This is a genomic window from Nocardia salmonicida NBRC 13393 (genome assembly GCF_001613085.1).
GTDB lineage: Bacteria > Actinomycetota > Actinomycetes > Mycobacteriales > Mycobacteriaceae > Nocardia > Nocardia salmonicida.
In genome coordinates this window covers 29,670-52,719 of sequence record NZ_BDBR01000050.1, presented here as the reverse complement: position 1 = coordinate 52,719, position 23,050 = coordinate 29,670, and the positions used below count along the sequence as shown (strand labels likewise).

1 protein-coding gene is annotated in these 23,050 nt (G+C 70.4%); it reads left to right on the top strand.

Annotation, left to right across the window (positions count from 1 at the left end; genetic code table 11):
* The first annotated feature begins 577 nt into the window (after nt 1-577).
* Nucleotides 578-23,050, top strand: coding sequence for a non-ribosomal peptide synthetase (locus tag NS1_RS33795; protein ID WP_062991098.1), 22,473 nt, complete (start codon nt 578-580; stop codon nt 23,048-23,050).

The following is a 23,050-nucleotide window of genomic DNA, read 5'->3' as shown; positions in this document are numbered from 1 at the left end:
TGACCGAAACCCCCGCCGTTGTACGGCGGGGGTTTTGTCGTTTCCGGGCGCCGCATCGTGCTCGTGATCTGGATCACGAAGATGCAACGGTGATGCAACGTTGCCTCGCCTAGTGTGTCTGGACACAGTAAGAACCTGTGTCGACAGCCGTGATGCCGCTCATCGAGCAGTGCGTCCGACCGCTGTCGGCTCGGCGTACGCGGTCGGATCGCTGGACCGTTCTCAGCGTCGAAAAGTGAGTCTCCCAGGCGTTATTTTGACTGAATCCGGTCCGGTTTATTACTGAAACGAATACGCTTCTGCTCGTGTTCGGACGCGTGGTTCAGGTGTCGGGGTCGACGATGGAGGTCGGGAGATAACCGAGTCATTGCTGGTTGCGTGGTGGCGAGCCGGATTGCCGCGATCGTGTCATAGCCGATCGCACTGAATCCGGTGTGAGTGGGTGGATTTCGGGCAGGGTGCCCGAGGTTGGCCGCCCCCCGCGCCGATCCACCTCACCCCGTGTGAGCCGGGGAGTTCCGAGAGTTTGTGCGGCCGTGTGGCGTTGCCCGCGGTCGGTAATGGAAGGCAGTGTGCGATGACCAACCCCACTCCGGCGCGCGCGGAAACAGAACAGCTGGCAGCGCTGGTGGCGACGGTCGCGGCGATGGATCCGGCGCGGATCGCGGTCGAGTTCGATGGCGCCGCGGTGTCCTATGCCGATCTCGATGTCCAGCTCACGCTGATGGCCGAGCTCACCGGTGGGGCGCTGGATACGGACACGCTCGTGCAGGTGGTGCTCGCCGAGTTGTTCCCCGGCGTGGTCGATGCCGCCGACGGGGCCTTCGGCGCACTGCTCGATGCGCTCGCGGGCGATGCGATGGCAGCGCTGGGGATGGAACCGTCGGCCGCCGCGACGCTGGTCGATCGGTTCACCGCGCAGGTCGCTCGCACGCCCGATCGGGTCGCGGTGCAGTTCGGTGACGAGGTGCTGACCTATGCGGAATTCGATGCCAGGGTGCGGGTGCTGGCGGCGCGGCTGGTCGAGTTGGGTGTCGGGCCAGAGACGCTGGTCGGGGTGGCGCTGCGACGCAGCGTCGAGTTGATCGTCGCCGTGCACGCGATCGTGCACGCGGGCGGCGCGTATGTGCCGCTCGACCCCGATCATCCGGTGGACCGGTTGCACTATGTGCTCGAGGTGGCGCGGCCGGTGGTGGTCGTGACGAGAGTCGGCGATGAGCCGGATCTGAACGGCGCACCGTCGCTGCGCACCGATGACATCGACTGGGACGCGGTGCCCGGTGAGGTCGTGTCCGGGGTGCGAGCCGGCAATACGGCCTACGTCATCTTCACCTCGGGTTCCACCGGCCGCCCGAAGGGTGTGGCCGTGACCCACGGCGCGATCGTGGCGAACCTGGTGTGGCGGCAGCGCCGCTACGGCATGACCGATACCGATGTGGTGTTGCAGAAGACGCCCTACACCTTCGATGTGTCGCTGTGGGAGCTGTTCTGGCCTCTGCAGGTCGGTGCTCGGCTCGTTATCGTCGAGCCGGGTCGCCACGGTGATCCCGCGTATCTGGCGGCGTTGATCGCTCAGCACCGGGCCACGGTGACGCACTTCGTGCCGTCGATGCTGGCCGCGTTCGTCGGTGAATTGGGCCCCGACGTGGATCTGTCGTCGTTGCGGATGGTGTTCGCCTCGGGCGAGGCGCTGCCCGCCGCTACCGCCGCGCGGCTGCGCGCACTGTCGTCGACCGCGCTGCACAACCTGTACGGGCCCACCGAGGCGGCTGTCGACGTCACCGCGCACGAGGTGACCGCGGCGGACGAGGTGTCGGTGCCGATCGGCGGTCCGGCCGATCACACCGGGCTGCTGGTGCTCGACGAGAATCTCGATCGGGTGCCGGTCGGCGTCGTCGGCGAGCTGTACCTCTCCGGTATCCAGCTGGCTCGCGGCTATGTCGCGCGGCCCGGACTGACCGCTGATCGTTTCGTGGCGAATCCGTACGACGTGGCCGGTGAGCGCATGTATCGCACCGGTGACCTGGTGCGGGAGTCGCGCGGTGAGCTGGAATACCTGGGGCGCACCGACTTCCAGGTGAAACTGCGTGGCTTGCGGATCGAGCTGGGGGAGATCGAGGCCGTGCTGGCCACGCATCCTCGGGTCGGCAATGCCGCGGTGGTGCTGCATCGGCATGCCGCCGGTGAGGCGCTGGTCGGCTATGTGGTGAGCGTCGACGGGGCGGAACTCGAAGAGGCCGAGTTGGTCGCACACGCCAAGTCGTCGATGCCCGAGTACATGGTGCCCTCGCTACTGGTGCAGTTGGACGCGATGCCGACCAATGCCAGCGGCAAGCTGGATCGGAAAGCCCTGCCGGAGCCCGATTTCCGGGTTTCCGCCGCTGAGTTCCGGGAGCCGCGTACCGCGGCCGAACGTGCTGTCGCCGCGTTGTTCGCCGAGCTGCTCGATGTGGAGACCGTCGGGTTGGACGACGACTTCTTCCGCCTCGGCGGCAACTCGCTGATCGCCACCCGTGCGATCGGCCGGTTGCAGGCGAATTTCGGTGTGCGGGTGAATGTTCGCGACTTCTTCGACAGCCCGACCGTCGCGGTGCTGGCGAAGTTGGTCGAGGACGGCGTGGCCGACGACCGGCCCGCGCTCGTCGCGGGGCCGCGTCCGGCGGTGGTGCCGCTCTCGCCCGCGCAGCAGCGGATGTGGTTCCTGAACCGGTTCGATCCGGAGACCGGTGCGTACAACATTCCGATCGCGGTGCGGTTGTCGGGTGTGCTGGATCAGGACGCGCTGCGGGCGGCGGTCGGTGATCTGATCGTGCGGCACGAGGTGCTGCGCACGGTGTATCCCGAGATCGACGGGGTGGGGACGCAGGTCGTCCTCCCTGTCGCAGAGGCGCTCGAATCGCTCGCTGCCGAACTGCTCGACCCCGTCGGCATCAGCGCTGGGGAACTCCCCGGCGTCTTGGCCGAGGTGATCCTGCGTGGGTTCGATGTCGTCGCCGCGCCCCCCGTGCGCGTGCGGCTGTTCGAGGTCGACGGCGATCACGTGTTGGTGCTGGTGGTGCACCACATCGCCTCCGACGGCTGGTCGGCCGGTCCGTTGGTGCGCGACACGATGGCTGCCTACTACGCGCGTACCGAAGGCACGGCGCCGCAGTGGGCGCCGTTGCCGGTGCAGTACGCCGACTACACCCTGTGGCAGCGTGCGCTCCTCGGCGAGGAAACCGATGCCGACTCCCGAGCCGGGCGCGAGATCGCGTTCTGGCGGGACTCGCTGGCCGGGCTGCCGGACGAGTCGAGCCTGCCGACCGATCGGCCGCGCCCCGCCACGGCGTCTATGCACGGGCGCCGGGTCTCGTTCGAGCTCGATGCCGAGGTGGTCGCGGCGCTGAACGCTGTTGCCGCAGAACAGGGCGCGACCCTGTTCATGGTGCTGCACGCGGCGTTGTCGGTACTGATCGCACGCCTGTCGGGCACTGCGGACGTGGCGATCGGCACGCCGGTCGCCGGACGCGGCGCCGCCGAACTCGACGACGTCATCGGCATGTTCGTCAACACCGCCGTGCTGCGCACCCAGGTGCGTGGCGCCGAACCGTTCGCCGAGCTGCTCGGCCGTGTCCGCACCGGGGACCTCGCCGCCTTCGACCACACCACTCTGCCGTTCGAGCGGCTCGTGGAGGTGCTCGCGCCGTCGCGTTCGGCCGGTCGCCATCCGCTGTTCCAGGTGGCGCTGTCGCTGCAGAACCTGCCGCCGACGACCTTCGAACTGCCCGGTCTGCGCGCTGCCGCCGTCGAAATGCCTTACGACATCGAGAAGTTCGATCTCTCGCTGACCCTGCGTGATTCCCCGGCCATGGGTCTGTCCGGCGAATTCTCCTACGCCACAGATCTGTTCGACGAGCCGACCGTCACGCGCATGATGTCGCGCTTCACCGGACTGCTCACCGCGATCGCCGCCGCTCCGCAGACCCCCGTCGCCGATCTGCCCCTGCTGATCGACACCGAACTCGCCGAGCTCACCGCGCGCACCGGCGGCCCGTCCACCCCGGCCCCGCTGCTGCCGCAGGTGCTCGCCCGTGCCGCCGCCGACCCCACCGCGATCGCCATCCGCGACGGCGCCCGCACCCTGACCTACGGCGAGCTCGACGCCGCATCCACCCGCCTGGCCGCCCGGCTCACCGATCTCGGCATCGGTGCGGGCGACGTTGTCGCCGTGAGCATTCCGCGTTCTGCCGACTCGGTCACCGCGATCTGGGCCGTCGTGAAGTCCGGCGCGGGCTTCCTCCCGGTGGACCCGAACTATCCTGCCGATCGCATCGCGCACATGCTCTCCGATTCCGGTGCGGCGGCGGGCATCACGATCGAGGCCGTGTCGGCAGACTTGCCCAGCACGGTGAACTGGCTCGCGCTCGATGGTCTCGGTTCCGCCGCGGCGACGACCGGTAGCGCCGCAGCCGGTCGAGCGGTGGATCCGCTGGATCCCGCCTACGTCATCTACACCTCCGGCACCACCGGTCTGCCCAAGGGCGTGGTGATTCCGCACGGCGCGGTCGCGGCGTATCTGCCCGTGCAGGCCGGGCGCTACCTGGCCGCCGCCGATGCGCGCGTGTTGCATGTGGCGTCGCCGTCGTTCGATATCTCCGTGGCCGAGCTGCTGCTGACGGTGACCGAGGGGTCGACGATGGTTGTCGCGCCCGCCGGGGTGTTCGGTGGGGCCGAGCTGGGAGAACTGTTGCGGGTCGAGCGGGTGACCCATGTGGTCATCACGCCCTCGGCGTTGGCGACGGTGAACCCGGACGGGCTCGACGAGCTGCGCGTGGTGGTGGTCGGTGGTGAGGCGTGTCCCGTGGAACTGGTGGCACGCTGGACGGCCGCGATCCCGGGTCTGATCTTCCGCAACGGTTACGGTCCGACCGAGACGACCATCGTCACCAACATCAGCGAACCTCTCGGTGCGACAACGCCGGTCACCCTCGGCGCGCCGGTGGAGGGCACGACCGAGTTGGTGCTCGACGAGCGGCTGCGACCGGTGCCGGCCGGGGTGGTCGGCGAGCTGTACATCGCCGGTGCGCAGCTGGCGCGCGGGTACCACCGCAGGCCCGCGCTGACCGCCGGACGGTTCGTCACCAATCCCTTCGGCGCTCCCGGTGAGCGGATGTACCGCACCGGCGACACCGTCCGCTGGGTGCGGCGCGAGAACTCGTTCGATCTGGAGTACCTGGGCCGCAACGACTTCCAGGTGAAGGTGCGCGGTTTCCGGATCGAGCTCGGTGAGATCGACGCGGTTCTCGCCCGCCATCCCTCGGTGGACTTCGCCGCCACCATCGGCCACCGGACCGACGCGGGCGCGACCCTGCTCGTGTCCCACGTGGTGCCCGTCGCCGGTGCCACGATCGACACCGCGACCCTCCTCGCGCACACCGCCGCGCACCTGCCCGCGCACATGGTGCCCGCCGCGATCGTCGCCCTCGATGCCGTGCCGCTGACCCCGGTCGGCAAGCTCGACCGGGCCGCGCTGCCCGCGCCGGTCTTCGAAACGGTTGCCTACCGGGCGCCGGAAACCGTGGCCGAGCAGGTGGTGGCCGCCGCGTTCGCCGAGGTGCTCGGGCTGGACCGGGTCGGCCGCGACGACGATTTCTTCGATCTGGGCGGCAACTCGCTACTCGCCACCCGAGTGATGGCCCGCATCGGCACCGACCTCGACATCCGTATCCCGATCCGTCAGCTCTTCGACACCACGACGGTGCTGGCGTTGGCCGCGGCGGCCGACCGTCTGCGTGGCACCGGCACCGGCCCCGCGCTGGTGGCAGGACCGCGCCCCGATCCCGTTCCGCTCTCGCCCGCCCAGCAGCGCATGTGGTTCCTCAACCGCTTCGACCCCGGGTCGGCCACCGACAACATCCCGATCGCGGTCCGGCTCACCGGTGCGCTCGACATCGCCGCCCTCCAGGCCGCGATCGTCGACGTGCTGGATCGGCACGAGGTCCTGCGCACCCGCTACCCGGAACTCGACGGCAACGCCGTCGCCGAGATCCTTCCGGCGGTCGGGCTCGTTCCCGAGGTTCACCCCCGAATCGTGGGCGCGGCCGAGGTGCCCGACGCCGTACGCACCTTCGCGTCCATCGGCTTCGACCTCACCGTCGACGCCCCGATTCGCGCGACCCTGCTCCGCGTGGCCGCGAACACTGCGGCAGCGCCGGCGGATTCGTCGGAACCCGACGTCGATCGTCTGGCGGGCTCCGCTGGCGCGGAGTATGTGCTGGTCATCGTGTTGCATCACATCGCGGCCGACGGTTTCTCGTTCGGACCGCTGATCCGGGACGTGCTCACGGCCTACGGTGCGCGAGCCGTCGGTGAGCACCCGGGCTGGGCGCCGTTGGACGTGCAATACGCCGACTACGCCGTGTGGCAGCACGCGGTGCTCGGTGACGCGGCCGATCCGGAATCTCTTGTGGCGAAGCAGCTCTCGTTCTGGCGTGCCGCGCTGGCAGGCGTGCCCGAGCAGCTGGACCTGCCCACCGACCGGACCCGGCCCGCGATCGCCTCCCGGCGTGGTGCGATGCACAGCGTCGAGATCGATGGCGAAACCCATCGCGCACTGGCCGAATTCGCCCGGGCGCAGGGCATTACGGTCTTCATGGCGGCGCACGCGGTGTTCGCGGTGCTGCTGGCGCGGTTGTCGGCGACGACCGATATCGCGATCGGCACACCAGTGTCGGGGCGTGGCGAACGCGCGCTCGACGATCTGGTCGGCATGTTCGTCAACACCCTCGTCCTGCGCGCCGACGTGACGCCCGCGACCTCGTTCACCGAGCTGATCGCCCAGGTCCGCGAAACCGACCTCGCCGCCTTCGGCCATGCCGACGTGCCGTTCGAGCGCCTCGTCGAGATCCTCGATCCGGTCCGCTCCACCGCCCGCAACCCGCTGTTCCAGGTGATGCTGTCGCTCAACGAGGACACCCCGAGCGCACTCGCCCTCCCCGGTCTCACTGTCGCGGGCTTCGACCTGCCCACCGGCGTCGCCAAGTTCGACCTCGAGCTCACCCTCACCGAGCACCGCGACGAGAACGGCACTCCCACGGGCATTTCCGGCGCGTTCCTGTACGCCACCGACCTGTTCGACGCCGCCACCGTCGCCGGTTTCGCCACCCGTCTGCTCCGTGTTCTCACCGCGGTCCTCGCCGACCCGGCCCTCCCTGTCGGCGACCTCGACTTCCTCGACGCGGTCGAGCAGACCCAACTCCTGACCACGTGGAACGACACCGCCACCGAGACCGACCACGCCGCGACGCTCGCCTCGCTTCTCGCTGAGCAAGCTGTCGCAACGCCCCACGCGATCGCCGTGGTCGTCGACACGGACCCCACCGCGGCCGATGACGTGCCGACAGCGGCGCACGCGCTCGATGCTCGGGTGACCGCGGATGGCGCGCCCCTCGGAAGCGAGGTGTCCTCGAGCGCGATCTCCCGGCTCGAACACGCGGCAGCCGATGCCATCGCCGCACACCGTGCCGGGGGTGCGGCGCCAGAGGTGTCGCTGCGTTCCGCTGTCGATTCCCTGTCCGCAGTGGAGCTTTCGTACGCGGAGTTCGGTGCGCGCGTCGCACGACTGGCCCGTCATCTGATCGGGCTCGGGGCGGGCCCCGGCTCGCTGGTCGCGGTCGCGATGCGCCGTGGCGCGGAGCAGTTGGTCGCCGTGCACGCTGTCCTCGCGGCCGGAGCCGGGTATGTGCCGGTGGATCCGGATCATCCGGCCGAGCGGACCGCGTATGTGCTGGCGCAGACGGCACCGGTCTGTGTGCTGACCGTTGCCGGAAGTGGTGTGGCTTCAGGGGAGTTGGTGTTGGAGGTCGACGCGCTCGACCTGTCGGGACTGTCCGGTGATCCGATCACCGATGACGAGCGAGTGGTCCCGCTGCGTCCCGAGCACCTCGCCTATGTGCTGTTCACCTCGGGTTCCACCGGCAGGCCGAAGGGTGTGGCAGTACCGCACAAGGCCGTCGTGAACCAGTTGCGGTGGTTGCAGCGTGCCTACCCGCTCGGCGCCGACGACGTGGTGCTGCAGAAGACGCCCTTCACCTTCGACGCGTCGGTGTGGGAACTGCTGTGGCCCTTGCACGTCGGGGCGCGGCTGGTGCTCGCCACCGCCGACGGGCATCGTGATCCGGGGTACCTGGCGGCGGCCACCGTGCGCCATGGGGTGAGCGTCGTCCAGTATGTGCCGTCCGTGCTCGCCGCCGTGGCGGCGGAACCGGCTTGCGCGCAGGCGGATTCGCTGCGACTGGTCTTCGCGGGTGGGGAGGCGCTGCCGACCGACCTGGCGCGACGGGTGCGCACGAGCACCGGCGCGACCGTGGTCAACCTGTACGGACCCACCGAGACCGCCATCCAGGTCACCACACACGAGGCCGGTGACGAGCAGAGTGCCGTGGTGCCGATCGGCGCACCGGTCGCCGATACCCGCGTGTACGTGTTGGATTCGCGCCTGCACCCCGTCCCGGCCGGTGTCCCGGGTGAGCTGTATGTGGCGGGCTCGCAGCTCGCCGACGGTTACCACGGCCGCACCGACCTCACCGCGGAACGCTTCGTCGCCGACCCCCACGGCACCGGCGAACGCCTGTACCGCACCGGCGACCTGGTCACCTGGCGCACCGGTCCCGACGGCCCGGCGCTGCACTACCTGGGCCGCACCGACTTCCAGGTGAAACTGCGCGGCCTGCGCATCGAGCCCGCCGAGATCGAAGCGGCGATCGCCTCGGTTCCGGGCGTCGGTCGGGTCGCCGTCCTGGTCCGCTCGAACGAAGGCAGGCCCGATCAGCTCGTCGCCTACGTCGTCGGCGTCGACTCTTCGGCACCGCCCACCACCGCCGACCTCGACGCCGCGATCGCCGCGACCCTGCCCTCCTACATGGTCCCGGGTGCCTACGTCTTCCTCGACGAGTTGCCCGTCACCGCGTCCGGCAAGCTCGATCGTCGGGCACTGCCCGCGCCGGATTCGGGGCAGCTCGATTACCGCGAGCCCGCCACCGCCACCGAGCGGATCGTCGCCGCGACGTTCGCCGGGGTGCTCGACCTCGACCGCGTCGGTGCGGGCGACGACTTCTTCGCCCTCGGCGGCAACTCCCTGCTGGCCACCCAGGTGGCGGCGCGGCTCGGTGCCGCGCTCGATGCCCGGGTGCCGGTGCGGGAGCTGTTCGAGGCGAGCACCGTCGACGGACTCGCCGTGCGGCTGGACGCGCTGCGCGGGACGGGAAGCAGGCGGGGACCCGCGGCGGGCCGACGGCCCCAGCGGATCCCGCTCTCGCCCGCCCAGCAGCGGATGTGGTTCCTGCACCGCTTCGATCCGGACTCCGCCGCGTACCACATTCCGGTCGCGATCCGCCTCAGCGGCGAACTCGACACCACCGCGCTGCGTGGCGCGCTGGGCGATCTGATCGCCCGGCACGAGACGTTGCGCACCACCTATCCCGAATTCGACGGGCAGGCAACGCAGCTCGTCGGGCCGGCGTTCGTGCCCGACCTCGCTGTCGCCGAGGTCGAGGCCGAAGACGTCCCCGCGGCGGTGGTCGACGTCCTCGCCGGTGGTTTCGAGATCACCACCGAGGTGCCGGTGCGCGCCGCCCTGCTTCGGGTGGCGGCGACGGAGCACGTGTTGGTGCTCGTCGTGCACCACATCGCGGCCGACGGCTGGTCGATGGGCCCGCTCACCCGCGATCTGGTGACCGCCTACGCCGCCCGCGCGGCGGGTGCGCAACCGCAGCTGCCCGCGCTGGCCGTGCACTACGCCGACTACGCGCTGTGGCAGACCGAGGGCCTCGGCAGCGCCGACGACCCGGACGCCCCGCTGGCCCGCCAGCTCGACTACTGGACACACCGGCTCGCGGGCCTGCCCGATGTCCTGACGCTGCCCGCCGACCGGCGCAGGCCGCTGATCGCCTCCAACCGGGGCGCCACCTTCACGACGACCCTCGACGCCGACCTGCATCGCGGCATCGAGGAACTGGCTCGCGCACACCGCGCCAGCCCGTTCATGGTGCTGCACGCGGGACTGTCGGTCCTGCTGGCACGGCTCTCGGCCGGTGGCGACATCGTGGTCGGCACACCTGTGGCCGGTCGCGGTCATCGCGAGCTCGACGATATCGTCGGCATGTTCGTCAACACGCTCGTGCTGCGTGCGCGGGTCGACGCCGATACCCGCTTCGGCGATCTGCTCGACGAGGTCCGCGCGGGCGACCTCGATGCCTTCGACAATGCCGATGTGCCGTTCGAGAGCCTGGTCGACGCGCTGAATCCCGCTCGCTCACAGGGCTACTCACCGCTGTATCAGATCTCGCTCGCCTTGCAGAACCAGCGCAGGACCGCGTTCGAACTGCCCGGCCTCACGCTGTCGGGGCTGACCCTGCCGGACGCGCCGATCGAGGTCGACCTGGACTTCACCTTCGTCGACCGCTTCGCCCCGGACGGCGCGCCCGACGGCCTCGACCTCGAACTCCGCTACGCCACCGACCTTTTCGATGCCGACACCATCGTGACTATGGTGGGCATGCTCGAGCGCCTACTGCGAGACGCGGTCACGGCACCCACGACCGCTGTCGGTGACCTCGCCCTGCTCCCGGACACCGACGAGATCACGCTGCCGACAGGTCCGCACGGCGACGTGGTCGCCCTCGACGGCGCACTGGCCGAGCTGGGCGTGTGCGCCCCGCTGGCCGCGCACCTGCTCGACGCGGCGGCCGCGCGTGATCCACAGGCCGTCGCGGCGGTCTTCGAAGGCGCCGAGATCACCTACGGTGCGCTCGCCGCCAGGGCCAACCGCTTCGCCCGCAGGCTGATCGATTGCGGAGTCGGCCCGGAAACACCCGTGGCCGTGGCTGTTCCGCGCGGCATCGAACTGCTGGTGGTGCTGCACGGTGTGCTCGCCGCCGGTGGCGTGTACGTGCCGATCGATGCGACACTGCCCGCCGAACGTATCGGACATGTGCTAGCGACCGCGACCCCGCGACTCGTCGTCGTCGCGTCCGCCGGTGACCTCGACCATGTGGACAGCGGCATCCGATCCGCCACGGCCTCGGTGCATTTCGCTGCCGCGTCGCGTTCCGGGTTCCCGGTGCTGACCGTCGCACAGCTCGAGGAATCGGTGCCGGACGCCGACGCGGGAACACCGCTCACCGATGCCGAACGCCTTGCGCCGCTGCACCCCGAGCATCCGGCCTACGTGCTGTTCACCTCCGGCTCCACCGGTACACCGAAGGGTGTGCTGATCTCGCATCGTGCCATAGTCAACGAAATCTGCTGGCTGCGTGGTGAATACGGCATGACGGCGGCGGACCGCTTCCTGCAGCGCGCGCCACTCACCTTCGACGTCTCGCTCTGGGAGCTGCTGGCCCCCGCCCTGCTCGGCGCCCCGCTGGTGCTGTTGCGGCCCGGCGGACACCTCGACCTGGCGTATCAGGCGCGAGTGATCCGTGAACAGGCCGTCACCATCATGGAGATCGTGCCGTCGGTGCTGGCCGCGATGCTGGCCGAAGGGCTCGGCGATGCGCTGAGCGGACTGCGGATGCTGCACGTGGGTGGCGAGGAACTGCCCGCCCCGCTCGCGGCGACCGTGCTCGCCACGATCCCCGGCGAGCTGCACAACACCTACGGCCCCACCGAAGTGGCGATCACCAGCACGTACCAGCAGATCTCCGCGCCGGTCGAGCAGACCGAGATGCCCATCGGCAAGCCGACCTGGAATGTGCGCGCCTACGTGCTCGACGAACGGTTGCACCTGGTGCCCGGCGGCGTCGCGGGCGAGCTGTACCTCGCGGGCGATCAGCTGGCGCGCGGCTACCTCGGCAGGCCCGACCTGACCGCCGACCGCTTCGTCGCCGATCCGTTCGGGGTCGACGGTGCCCGCATGTACCGCACCGGCGACCTCGTGCGCCGCGATCGCGACGGCGCGCTGGTCTACCTGGGCCGCAACGACTTCCAGGTAAAGATTCGCGGTCTGCGGATCGAGCTGGGCGAGATCGAGGCCGCACTCGGCGACGCGCCCGGCGTCACCCACGCGACCGTGCTGCCCGCCACCGACGACGCGGGCCGCCAGTGCCTGGTCGGGTACGTCGCGGGCGACGTCGACATCGTGGCGGTGCGCGCGCACGTCGCGGGCCGGGTACCCGCCTACATGGTGCCCTCGCACCTGGTGGTGCTCGATACCGTGCCGCTCAACTCCGCGGGCAAGCTCGATCGCGCCGCCCTGCCCGCCGCCGACCTGTCCACCACCACCGAATACGTGGCGCCGCGACCGGGTGCGCAGACCGCGCTCGCCGGTGTGATCGGCGAGTTGCTCGGGGTGGCGCGCGTCGGTGCCAACGATGACTTCTTCGCCGTCGGCGGCAATTCGCTGCTCGCGATGCGACTGGTGGCCCGAGCCAATGCGGCCCTCGGCAGTGCGCTGGACGTGCGCGATGTGTTCGACGCACCGACCGTCGCCGGACTCGCCGAGCGTGCGGGCACCGGCCTCGAGCAGTCGCCCCCGCTGACCGTCGTACGACCGCGCCCGGATCGAATCCCGCTGTCGCTGGCGCAGACTCGCCTGTGGTTGCTGAACCGGATCGACCCCGACTCGGCCGTCTACACCCTGCCGATCGCGCTGCGCCTGACCGGCGATCTCGACGCCGATGCCCTGTGGGCGGCGCTCGCCGATGTCCTCGACCGGCACGAATCACTGCGCACCGTTTTCCCGGACGACGCCGACGGTCCGACCCAGGTGGTGCTGCCCGTCGACGCGGTGCTGCCCGCCACCGTCGTGCGAGCGATCACCGAGGCCGATCTGGCCGACACGGTGCGCACCATCATCGGCGAGGGTTACGACCTGACCACCCAGCCCCCGTTGCGCGCCGCGCTGCTGCGTCGCGCTCCGCACATCGAACCTGCGAGCATCCGATCGGGTGACGTGGTGACACGCCCCGCTGCGGTCGATCACGCGGGTTCGCACGAGGTCGAGCATGTGCTGGTGCTCGCTGTGCATCACATCGCCGCCGACGGTGTGTCGACCACGCCGCTGGCCCGCGACCTGATCACCGCCTACGCCGCGCGTGCCGCGGGGACAGCCCCCGTGTGGGAGCCGTTGCCGGTGCAGTATCCGGACTTCACCCTCTGGCAGCACGCCGTGCTCGGCGATGCCGCCGAACCGGAGTCGCGACTGGCGCGCCAGCTGGCGCACTGGCGCGACGAATTGGCTGGGGTCGCACCGGCTCTCGAATTGGCGACCGATCGGCCCCGGCCCGCTGTGCGCGGCGGTGCGGGTGGCGCGGTCGGGTTCGATGTGCCCGCCGAGGTGGTTGCCGGGATCGAGGCAACGGCCCGTCGCCACGGGGTGTCCACCTTCATGGTGGTGCACGCGGCGTTCGCGGTGCTGCTGTCTCGTCAGGGCGCCGGCGCGGATGTTCTCGTCGGCACGCCGGTCGCCGGGCGCGCCGATGCCGCGCTCGACGATCTCGTCGGCATGTTCGTCAACACCCTCGTGCTGCGGACAGCGGTCGATGCTGGTGCCGGGTTCGCCGAGTTGCTCGCCGAGGTGCGGGCGGCCGATCTGCGGGCCTTCGCGAACGCGGACCTACCGTTCGAGCGGCTCGTCGACGAGCTGAATCCGGTGCGCTCCACGTCGTATTCGCCGATCGTGCAGGTGATGCTGGCGTTCGAGCATCGCGAGGACACCGTCATCGAACTGCCCGGGCTGCGGATCGACGAGTTCGCGCTGCCCGCGGCGACCACCCAGTTCGATCTGTCGCTGGCGATCAACGAGATCGTCGGCGCCGCAGGCGAACCCGGGATGCGCGGATGGCTGCGCTATGCCACCGACCTGTTCGATCACGACACGGTCGCCGAGTTCGGCGCGCGCTTCGTGCGGGTGCTGAGCGCGGTCGTCGGCGACGACAGCACGGCGGTCGGCGAGATCGATCTCATGGATCCGGCACAGACCGCTCAACTCGCGGCGTGGAACGACACCGCCGCCCCGCTGGACGCCGACGCGACACTTGTCTCGCTGTTCGCCGCGCAAGCCGTGCGTACTCCCGACGCCGTGGCGCTCGAATTCGAAGGGACGCCGATCACCTACGGCGAGTTCGCTGTTCGCGTCGCCCGCTTGGCGCGGTGGTTGATCGCGGAGCAGGTCGGACCCGGTGCTGTTGTCGGTGTCGGGCTGCGGCGCGGCATCGATCTGCTGGTCGCGATCTACGCCGTGCAGGCCGCGGGCGCCGCGTACCTGCCGCTGGACCCCGATCATCCGGCCGACCGGATCGCCGATGTTCTCGCGACCGCGGCACCGGTCTGTGTGCTGGCAGCTGCCGACTTCCCCGACACCGGCATGCGCGTGGTCGAGCCTGCCGCGCTCGACCTGTCCGGGTTCGCTACCGACCCGGTGGCCGAGGCCGATCGGCTCCGGCCCCTGCGTGGCGCTGACCTGGCCTACGTGCTGTTCACCTCCGGCTCGACCGGCAAGCCCAAGGGCGTGGCGGTGACCCACACCGCGATCGTCAACCGCCTGGTCTGGATGCAGGACGCCTACCGGCTCGACGCCGCGGGCACCGTATTGCAGAAGACGCCGATCACCTTCGACGTCTCGGTGTGGGAGCTGTTCTGGCCCTTGCAGATCGGCGCCACCTTGGTGATCGCCCGCCCGGACGGGCACCGCGATCCGGCGTATCTGGCCGAGCTCATCACCCGCACCGGAGTCGGCGTGGCCCACTTCGTGCCGTCGATGCTGGCGGCCTTCCTCACCGAACCGCTCGCCGCCGACTGTGTTTCGCTGCGGCAGGTGTTCGCCTCCGGCGAGGCGTTGCCTGCCGCGGACGCCCAGCGCCTGCGCGCACTGATCCCCGGTGTCGCCGTCCACAACCTGTACGGGCCCACCGAGGCCGCCGTCGACGTCAGCTTCCACGAGGTCACCGACGCCGACACCGTGACGGTGCCGATCGGCGCCCCGGTCGCCAACACCGCCCTGCACGTGCTCGACGCGCGCCTGCGACCCGTTCCGGTCGGCATGCCCGGCGAGCTGTACCTGGCCGGTGTCCAACTGGCGCGCGGCTATCTCGGCCGCCCCGACCTGTCCGCCGACCGCTTCGTCGCCAATCCCCTCGGCGCCCCCGGCGAGCGCATGTACCGCACCGGCGACCTCGTGGTCCGTACCCGCTCGGGTGAACTGGATTACCTGGGCCGCAACGACTTCCAGGTGAAGCTTCGCGGTCTGCGCATCGAACTCGGCGAGATCGAGGCCGTCCTCGCCGGGCTCGACACCGTCGACCGTGCTGTGGTCACCGTCCGCGACGACGGCACGGGCGAGTACCTCACCGCCTACCTCGTCCCCGCGCAACAGATGGGGGACGGCGGGTCAGCCGACGATGACGACGCGAGCGCACCCGGCATCGCGGCGATCGACCTCGACGTGGTGAAAGCGTCTCTGCAGAAAGCACTTCCGGCCTACATGGTGCCGAGTGCGTTCGTCGTCCTCGGTGCGCTGCCGATCAATGCCTCCGGCAAGCTCGATCGGCGGGCACTGCCCGCGCCGGAGTCGGTCGCTCGCGCATTCCGTGCGCCGGCGACGCCGTCGGAGCAGCTGGTGGCCGGAGTCGTCGCCGAGGTGCTCGGTGTCGAACTGGTGGGCGCCGACGACGACTTCTTCGATCTCGGCGGCAACTCGCTGATCGCGACCCGGGTCGCCGCGCGCCTCGGGGCGGCGTTGAACCGGCAGGTGCCGGTGGCGCGGATCTTCGAGGCGCCGAGGGTGGCCGCGTTGGCCGCCGTGCTCGATGCCGACGGCGGCGCGGCCCGACTGGCGCTGGCGGCGGGGGAGCGGCCTGCTTCGATTCCGCTCTCGCCCGCCCAGCAACGCATGTGGTTCCTCAATCGGTTCGATCCGGATTCGGCCGGGTACAACGTGCCGATCGCGGTACGACTCGGTGGCGTGCTCGACCTGGACGCGCTCGCCGCCGCGGTGGATGACCTCGTCGGTCGGCACGAAGTACTGCGGACCTACTACCCCGAGACCGCCGACGGGCCGGAACAGCGGATCCTGCCTGTCGGCGAAGCCGGTGTCGCACTGCGGATTCGCGATGTCGACGCGGCCGAGATCGTGGGGGCGGTGACGGCGCTGGCCGCCACCACCTTCGATGTCACCGCGGGTGTGCCGTGGCAGGTGGTGCTGTACCGGATCAGCGCCGAGGAGGCAGTGCTGGCCATGGTGGTGCACCACATCAGTGCCGACGGCTCGTCGGTGCCGCCGCTGGTGCGTGACCTCATGACGGCCTACCTCGCACGCCGCGACGGTGCGGCACCGCGGTGGACGCCACTGCCGGTGCAGTACGCCGACTACGCGCTGTGGCAACGGGCCGTGCTCGGCGACGAAGCCGATCCCGAATCGGTGGCCGCCCGCCAGCTCGACTTCTGGCGCGGCGAACTCGCCGACCTCCCCGACGAGCTGGCGCTGCCGCTGGATCGGCCGCGCCCGGCCGTGCGGAGCCTCGCCGGCGGGACCGTGCCGGTGAGGCTGGACGCCGACACCCACGCTCGGCTCGGCGCACTGGCCAGGGACGCCGGGGCCACGCTGTTCATGGTCGTGCACACCGCGTTCGCCGCGCTGCTCGGGCGGCTCTCGGGCAGTGCCGACATCACGGTCGGTACGCCGGTCGCCGGGCGTGGTGAGGCCGCGCTCGAAGATCTGATCGGCATGTTCGTCAACACGCTGGTCTTCCGTACTCGCCTGCGCGCGGGAGAGTCCTTCGAGGAGTTGCTGATTCGCCAGCGCGCCACCGATGTGGCGGTGTACGCGAATACCGAGGTGCCGTTCGAGCGCCTCGTCGAGGTGCTCGATCCGACCCGCTCCACCGCTCGGCATCCGCTGTTCCAGGTCGGCTTCTCGTTCCAGAACTTCGAGCGTGCCGAATTGGCGCTGCCCGGGATCACCGTGTCGGGGCTGGACACCGAGAACGAGCTGTCGCAGTTCGATCTGCATCTCATCGTCAGCGACGAGTACGCGGCCGACGGGACCGCCGCCGGCGTCACGGGCGTGCTCACCTACGCGCACGACGTCTTCGACACCGAGACCGCCATCACGATCGGTGCCCGCCTGGAACGGCTGCTCGCCGCCGTCGCCGCCACCCCGCGCACGCCGCTGGATTCCCTGGATGTGCTCGAGCTCGCCGAACGGCACCGCATTCTCGACGACTGGAATGCCACCGCGCACGAAATCGACCGCACCGCAACGCTGCTCACGCCCTTCCGGGCCCAGGTGTCGGCGCATCCCGCTGCTCCGGCACTGGTCTTCGAGGGCACGGAACTGACCTACGCGGCGTTCGACGACCGGGTGAACCGGCTGGCCCGTCACCTGATCGCCGAAGGCGTCGGCCCCGAGGTCCTCGTCGCCCTGGCGATGCGGCGCTCGATCGACCTCGTCGTCGCCATCTACGCGGTGCTCACCGCGGGCGGCGCCTATGTGCCCGTCGATCCCGATCATCCGGCCGACCGCATCGCCCAGATCCTCGACACCGCGCGCCCCCGGCTCGTGCTGACCACCAGCGGGGACGAGTTCGGCGATTCCTCGGACGAGCGAATTGTCACGGTGGACGAGATCGACACCGGCAGGTACCCCGGCCACCCGGTGGCGGACGGCGAACGCCGTGCGCCGCTGCGGGATTCGAACGTGGCCTACGTACTGTTCACCTCCGGCTCGACCGGAAGGCCGAAGGGCGTGGCGATGAGCCACGCCGCGATCCACAACCAGATCGCATGGCTGATCGAGCAGTACCAGCTCGACGGTGACGACGTGTACCTGCAGAAGTCGGCGGCCGGTTTCGACCTGTCGGTCTGGGGGTTCTTCGCCCCACTTGCCGCGGGCGCGACCCTGGTGCTCGCCACCCCCGAAGGGCACCGCGACCCGATCTATCTCGCCGAACTCGTCGCCGCGCAGCGGATCACCGTCGTCGACTTCGTGCCGTCGATGCTGGCGATGTTCGCCGCCCACGCCGACGCCGACCAGCTGGCCAGTCTGCGGCTGGTCTTCGCGATCGGTGAGGCGCTCACCCCGGAGGCGGTCGGCGCGCTGCGTGCGAAATCGTCGGCCACGGTGCACAACCTGTACGGGCCCACCGAAGCGGCCGTCTCGGTCACCGCCTGGCCCGCCGACGGCGCGACCGGACAGACCGTGCCGATCGGTGTGCCCGCGTGGAACACCAGGGTCTATGTGCTCGACGAGCGGTTGCGGCCGGTGGCTCCGGGTGTCGCCGGTGAGTTGTACCTGGCCGGTGCGCAATTGGCTCGCGGTTACCTCGGTCGGCCCGACCTGTCGGCGGATCGCTTCGTCGCCGACCCCTTCGCCGGCGCGGGGTCCGGTGGCACGGCGGGCGCCCGCATGTATCGCACCGGCGACCTGGTGCGCTGGACTCGCGACGGCGTGCTCGTCTACCTGGCGCGCATCGACTTCCAGGTGAAATTCCGCGGTCAGCGCATCGAGCTCGGTGAGATCGAGACCGCGTTGCGGGGATCGGACGGGGTCGGTCAGGCGGCGGCGGTGGTCTCGGCGAGCGCCACCGGTGATCGGCTCGTCGGCTATGTGGTGCCGACGCCGGGCGTCGAGCTGGATCCGGTCGCGCTGCGGTCTGCCGTGGGCGCGGTGTTGCCGTCGTACATGGTGCCGTCGGTGATCGTCGTGCTCGACGCGTTCCCGCTCAACACGTCCGGCAAGCTCGATCGGAAAGCCCTGCCCACACCGGAATTCGTGGCGAGGCCGTTCCGTGCCCCGGTCACGACGGCCCAGCGCGCGGTGGCCGAGGTGTTCGGTGAGGTGCTCGGGCGCGAGCAGGTCGGTCTCGACGACGACTTCTTCGAACTCGGCGGCAACTCGCTCATCGCGACCAGGGTCGCCGCCCGGCTCGGCGCGGCCCTGTCGACCCGGGTGCCGGTGCGGACCCTGTTCGAAGCCACTACGGTCATCGACCTGGCGGCCACGCTCGCCGTGCGGGCAGGCAGTGGCGCGGGGATCGCGCTGACAGCGGGTGAGCGGCCCGCGCGGATTCCGCTGTCGGCCGCCCAGCAGCGCATGTGGCTGCTCAATCGTCTCGATCCCGACACCGCCGCCTACAACATCCCGATCGCGGTGCGGCTCACCGGCGATGTCGATGCCGTCGCGCTGGCCGCCGCGGTTACCGATGTGCTCGACCGGCACGAGGTGCTGCGCACGGCCTACCCGGCGATCGATGGGATCGGGCATCAGGCGGTGTGGGAGTTCGTGCCGACGCCGGTGGTGGAGACGGTCGATCCGATCGCGGTACCGGCGATCGTCGCGGCCGAGATCGGGCGCGGATTCGATGTCACCGCCGCCCCGCCCGTGCGGGTGCGCGTACTGCGCTGTACCGCTGACGAAGTGGTGCTGGTCGTGGTGATTCATCACATCAGCGCCGACGGCTTCTCCGCCGGGCCGCTGCTGCGCGACACCACCGCCGCCTACCTCGCCCGCCGCGCGGGCGCCGAACCCAGTTGGGCGCCACTGGAAGTCCAGTACGCCGACTACACGCTGTGGCAGCGGGCGGTGCTGGGCAGCGAGGACGACGCCGAGTCGGTCGCCGCACGACAGCTGCGATTCTGGCGCGGCGAACTGGCCGGGCTGCCCGAACTGCTCGACCTCCCCGCCGACCGGCCGCGTCCGGCGGTCGCCTCGCATCGCGGCGCGAGCGTCGACACTGTGGTGCCGCCGACGGTATGGCAGCGGGTGGGTCAGGTGGCTCGTCGTGCCGACGGGAGCGAGTTCATGGTCGCCCACGCCGCGCTGGCCGCGTTGCTCGCACGACTGAGCGGCACCGGCGACATCGCGATCGGCACACCGGTGGCGGGCCGCGGTGAGCAGGCCCTCGACGATCTCGTCGGCATGTTCGTGAACACGCTGGTGCTGCGAACCGGTGTCGATCCCGGCGCCTCGTTCACCGCGCTGCTGCGCGAGGCCAGGCGGGTGGACCTGGACGCCTTCGAGAACGCGGAGGTGCCGTTCGAGCGGCTCGTCGATGTGCTCGACCCGAACCGCTCGACCGCGCACAGCCCCCTGTTCCAGGTGATGCTCGCCTTCCAGAACCTGGCCGCGAGCCCGGTCGAGGTGGTCCTGCCCGACCTCACCGTGACCGGACTGCAAGCCGACGTCGCTGTCGCCAAGTTCGACCTGGACCTGGTACTCGCCGACACCGGCGACGGTGGCTGCGCGGTGAGCCTGACCTACGCCACCGACCTGTTCGACGCCGCGACCGCGGCTCGCATCGCCGAGGGCTACGTGCGGATGCTCGACGCGGTGACGGCGAATCCGGAGGTCATCGTCGGCGATGTCGATCTGCTCACCGCCGACGACCGCCGGATGCTCGAGACCTGGTGCGACACCGCGCATGCCGACGCGGCGGGCATTCTGCCGACGGCCTTCGACCGCCAGGTCGCCGCGACGCCGGAGGCTGTCGCGCTCGTCGACGGCGACACCGTTCTCACCTACGCCGAGTTCGCGGCGCGAGTGAACCGGCTCGCCCGTCATCTGATCGAATACGGTGTCGGACCGGATCACGCGGTGGCGGTGGGAGTTCGGCGCTCGGCCGACCTGCTTGTCGGCGTGTACGCGGTGCTGGCGGCGGGTGGAACCTACGTGCCGATCGATCCGGATCATCCGGCCGAGCGGATCACCCGCATCCTGCGGATCGCGCAGCCGGTGTGCGTGCTCACCACCAGCCGTGATGCCGCCGACCTCCCGGTGCGCGGGCACGATGTGGTCGCGCTCGACACCGTCGATCTCGCGGGCTTCCCGGTCGGGCCGATCGCCGACGCCGAGCGCGTGTCGCCCTTGCTCCCGGAGCACACGGCGTACGTGATCTTCACCTCCGGGTCCACCGGTCTGCCCAAGGGCGTCGGTGTTCCGCATCGCGCGATCGTCAACCAACTCGACTGGCTGGCGCGGCGTTTCGGGTTCGCCGCCGGCGACACGGTGCTGCACAAGACGCCGACGACCTTCGACGCCTCGATCTGGGAACTGCTGCTGCCGCAGCGGGTGGGCGCGCGCACGATCATCGCCCGGCCCGGCGGCCACGGTGATCCGGCCTACCTGGCCGAACTCGTCACCGAACACCGCATCGACACCGTGCAGTTCGCGCCGACACTGCTCGCGGCCTATATCGCGCACCTGCAGGTCCGCCCCGACCTGGCCGACACCGATCGAGCCAGCGGTCCGCTGCGGCGGGTGTTCGCGGGCGGCGAGGCACTGCCCGCGGCGCTGGCGCACCAGGTGCGGGCGCTGACCGGCGCGGAGGTGGTGAACCTGTACGGGCCCACCGAGACCGCGGTGCAGGTGAGTTCGCATGTGGTGACAGACGGCGACGTCGTGACGGTGCCGATCGGTGCGCCGGTATGGAATACCGGGCTCTACGTGCTCGATGCGCGGCTGCGGCCGGTGTTGCCCGGGGTGACCGGGGAACTGTATGTCGGCGGTGTGCAGCTCGCGCACGGGTATGTCGGGGCGGCCGAGCTCACCGCGGAGCGGTTCGTGCCGGATCCGTTCGGTGCGCCCGGCGCTCGGATGTACCGCACCGGCGACCTCGTGCGCCTGCGTGGAACCGACTCTCCCACATTGGAATACGTGGGCCGTGGCGATCTCCAGGTCAAGCTCAACGGTCAGCGCATCGAACTCGGCGAGGTGGAGGCCGCGATGCAGCGTCAGCCGGGGGTCGCGCAGGCCGCGGCCGCTGTGGTGGCCGGGGTCGGTGCCGACCGGCTGGTCGCCTACGTCGTCATGGCACGTCGTCAAGAGTTCGACGGTGCCGGAGTCGGCGCGGCACACGGTAGTTCGGGCTTCGACGCGGTGGCACTGCGTTCGGCGCTGGCCGCGGAATTGCCCGGCTACCTGGTGCCGACGGTGGTGCTCGAGCTGGACGCGTTGCCGGTCAACACGTCCGGCAAGCTCGACCGCGCCGCGCTGCCCCGACCGGAACTGCGCCAAGCCACCTACCGGGCGCCGATCACCGAGACCGAGCAACTCGTGGCGGGCGCTTTCGCCCGGGTACTCGACCTGGATCGAATCGGCATGGACGACAACTTCTTCGACCTCGGTGGCAACTCCCTCACCGCGGTCCAGCTGTCCTCGCGACTGAGTGAAGCGCTGGGCAGCGCGGTGCCGGTGGCGTGGTTCTTCACCGACCCCACACCCGCTGTCGTCGTGGAACGGCTACGCGCCGAAGTCGATTCGACCGACGACGCGTTCGCGGTTCTGCTGCCGCTGCGTGCGGGCGGCACCGGCGCACCACTGTTCTGCATCCACCCCGTGGGTGGTGTGTCCTGGTCGTTCGCCGGGCTCACCCGCCACCTCGACCCGCAGCGCCCGATCTACGGGTTGCAGTCGCCAGCCCTCACCGCCGACGAACCGCTGCCCGTCAGCATCGACGACTGGGCCCAGCGCTACATCGCGGCCATCCGCGAAGTACAGCCCGAAGGGCCCTACCACCTGCTCGGCTGGTCGCTGGGTGGGCTGCTGGCCCACGCCGTCGCCACCGGCCTGCAAGCCGACGGTGCGCAGGTGGCACAGCTGGCGATGATGGACAGCTGGCTCGGCGACGGACCCGAACAGACCCCGATGCCCACCGTCGGCGACCTGCTCGGTGGCCTCGCCGGTGATGATCTCGCCTTCGATACCGACGGTCTCGCCGACGCGGCCGCGAACATCGGCGGACCACTGGCCGCCCTCGACCGCGCCCGCATCGCCCGCATCATCGACGCCGCCACCGCCTCGATGCGGATGGTCGACGACTACCGTCCGCGCCGCTTCGACGGCGACCTCGTCTACTTCGCCGCCACTGTCGACGACCCCAGCGGGTCGCGCGGCGCGGCCAGTTGGACAGATGCTGTCGAGGGCGCCGTCCACCGGCACGGCATCGATGCCACGCACTGGGCGATGGCGGGCGAGGCCGCGCTCGCCCGGATCGCCGACGTCCTCGACGGGAGCGGATCCGGTGCGAGCGGGGCCCCGACGACGAGGGCCGATGCACGGGCGGGGGCGATGGGCGCATAG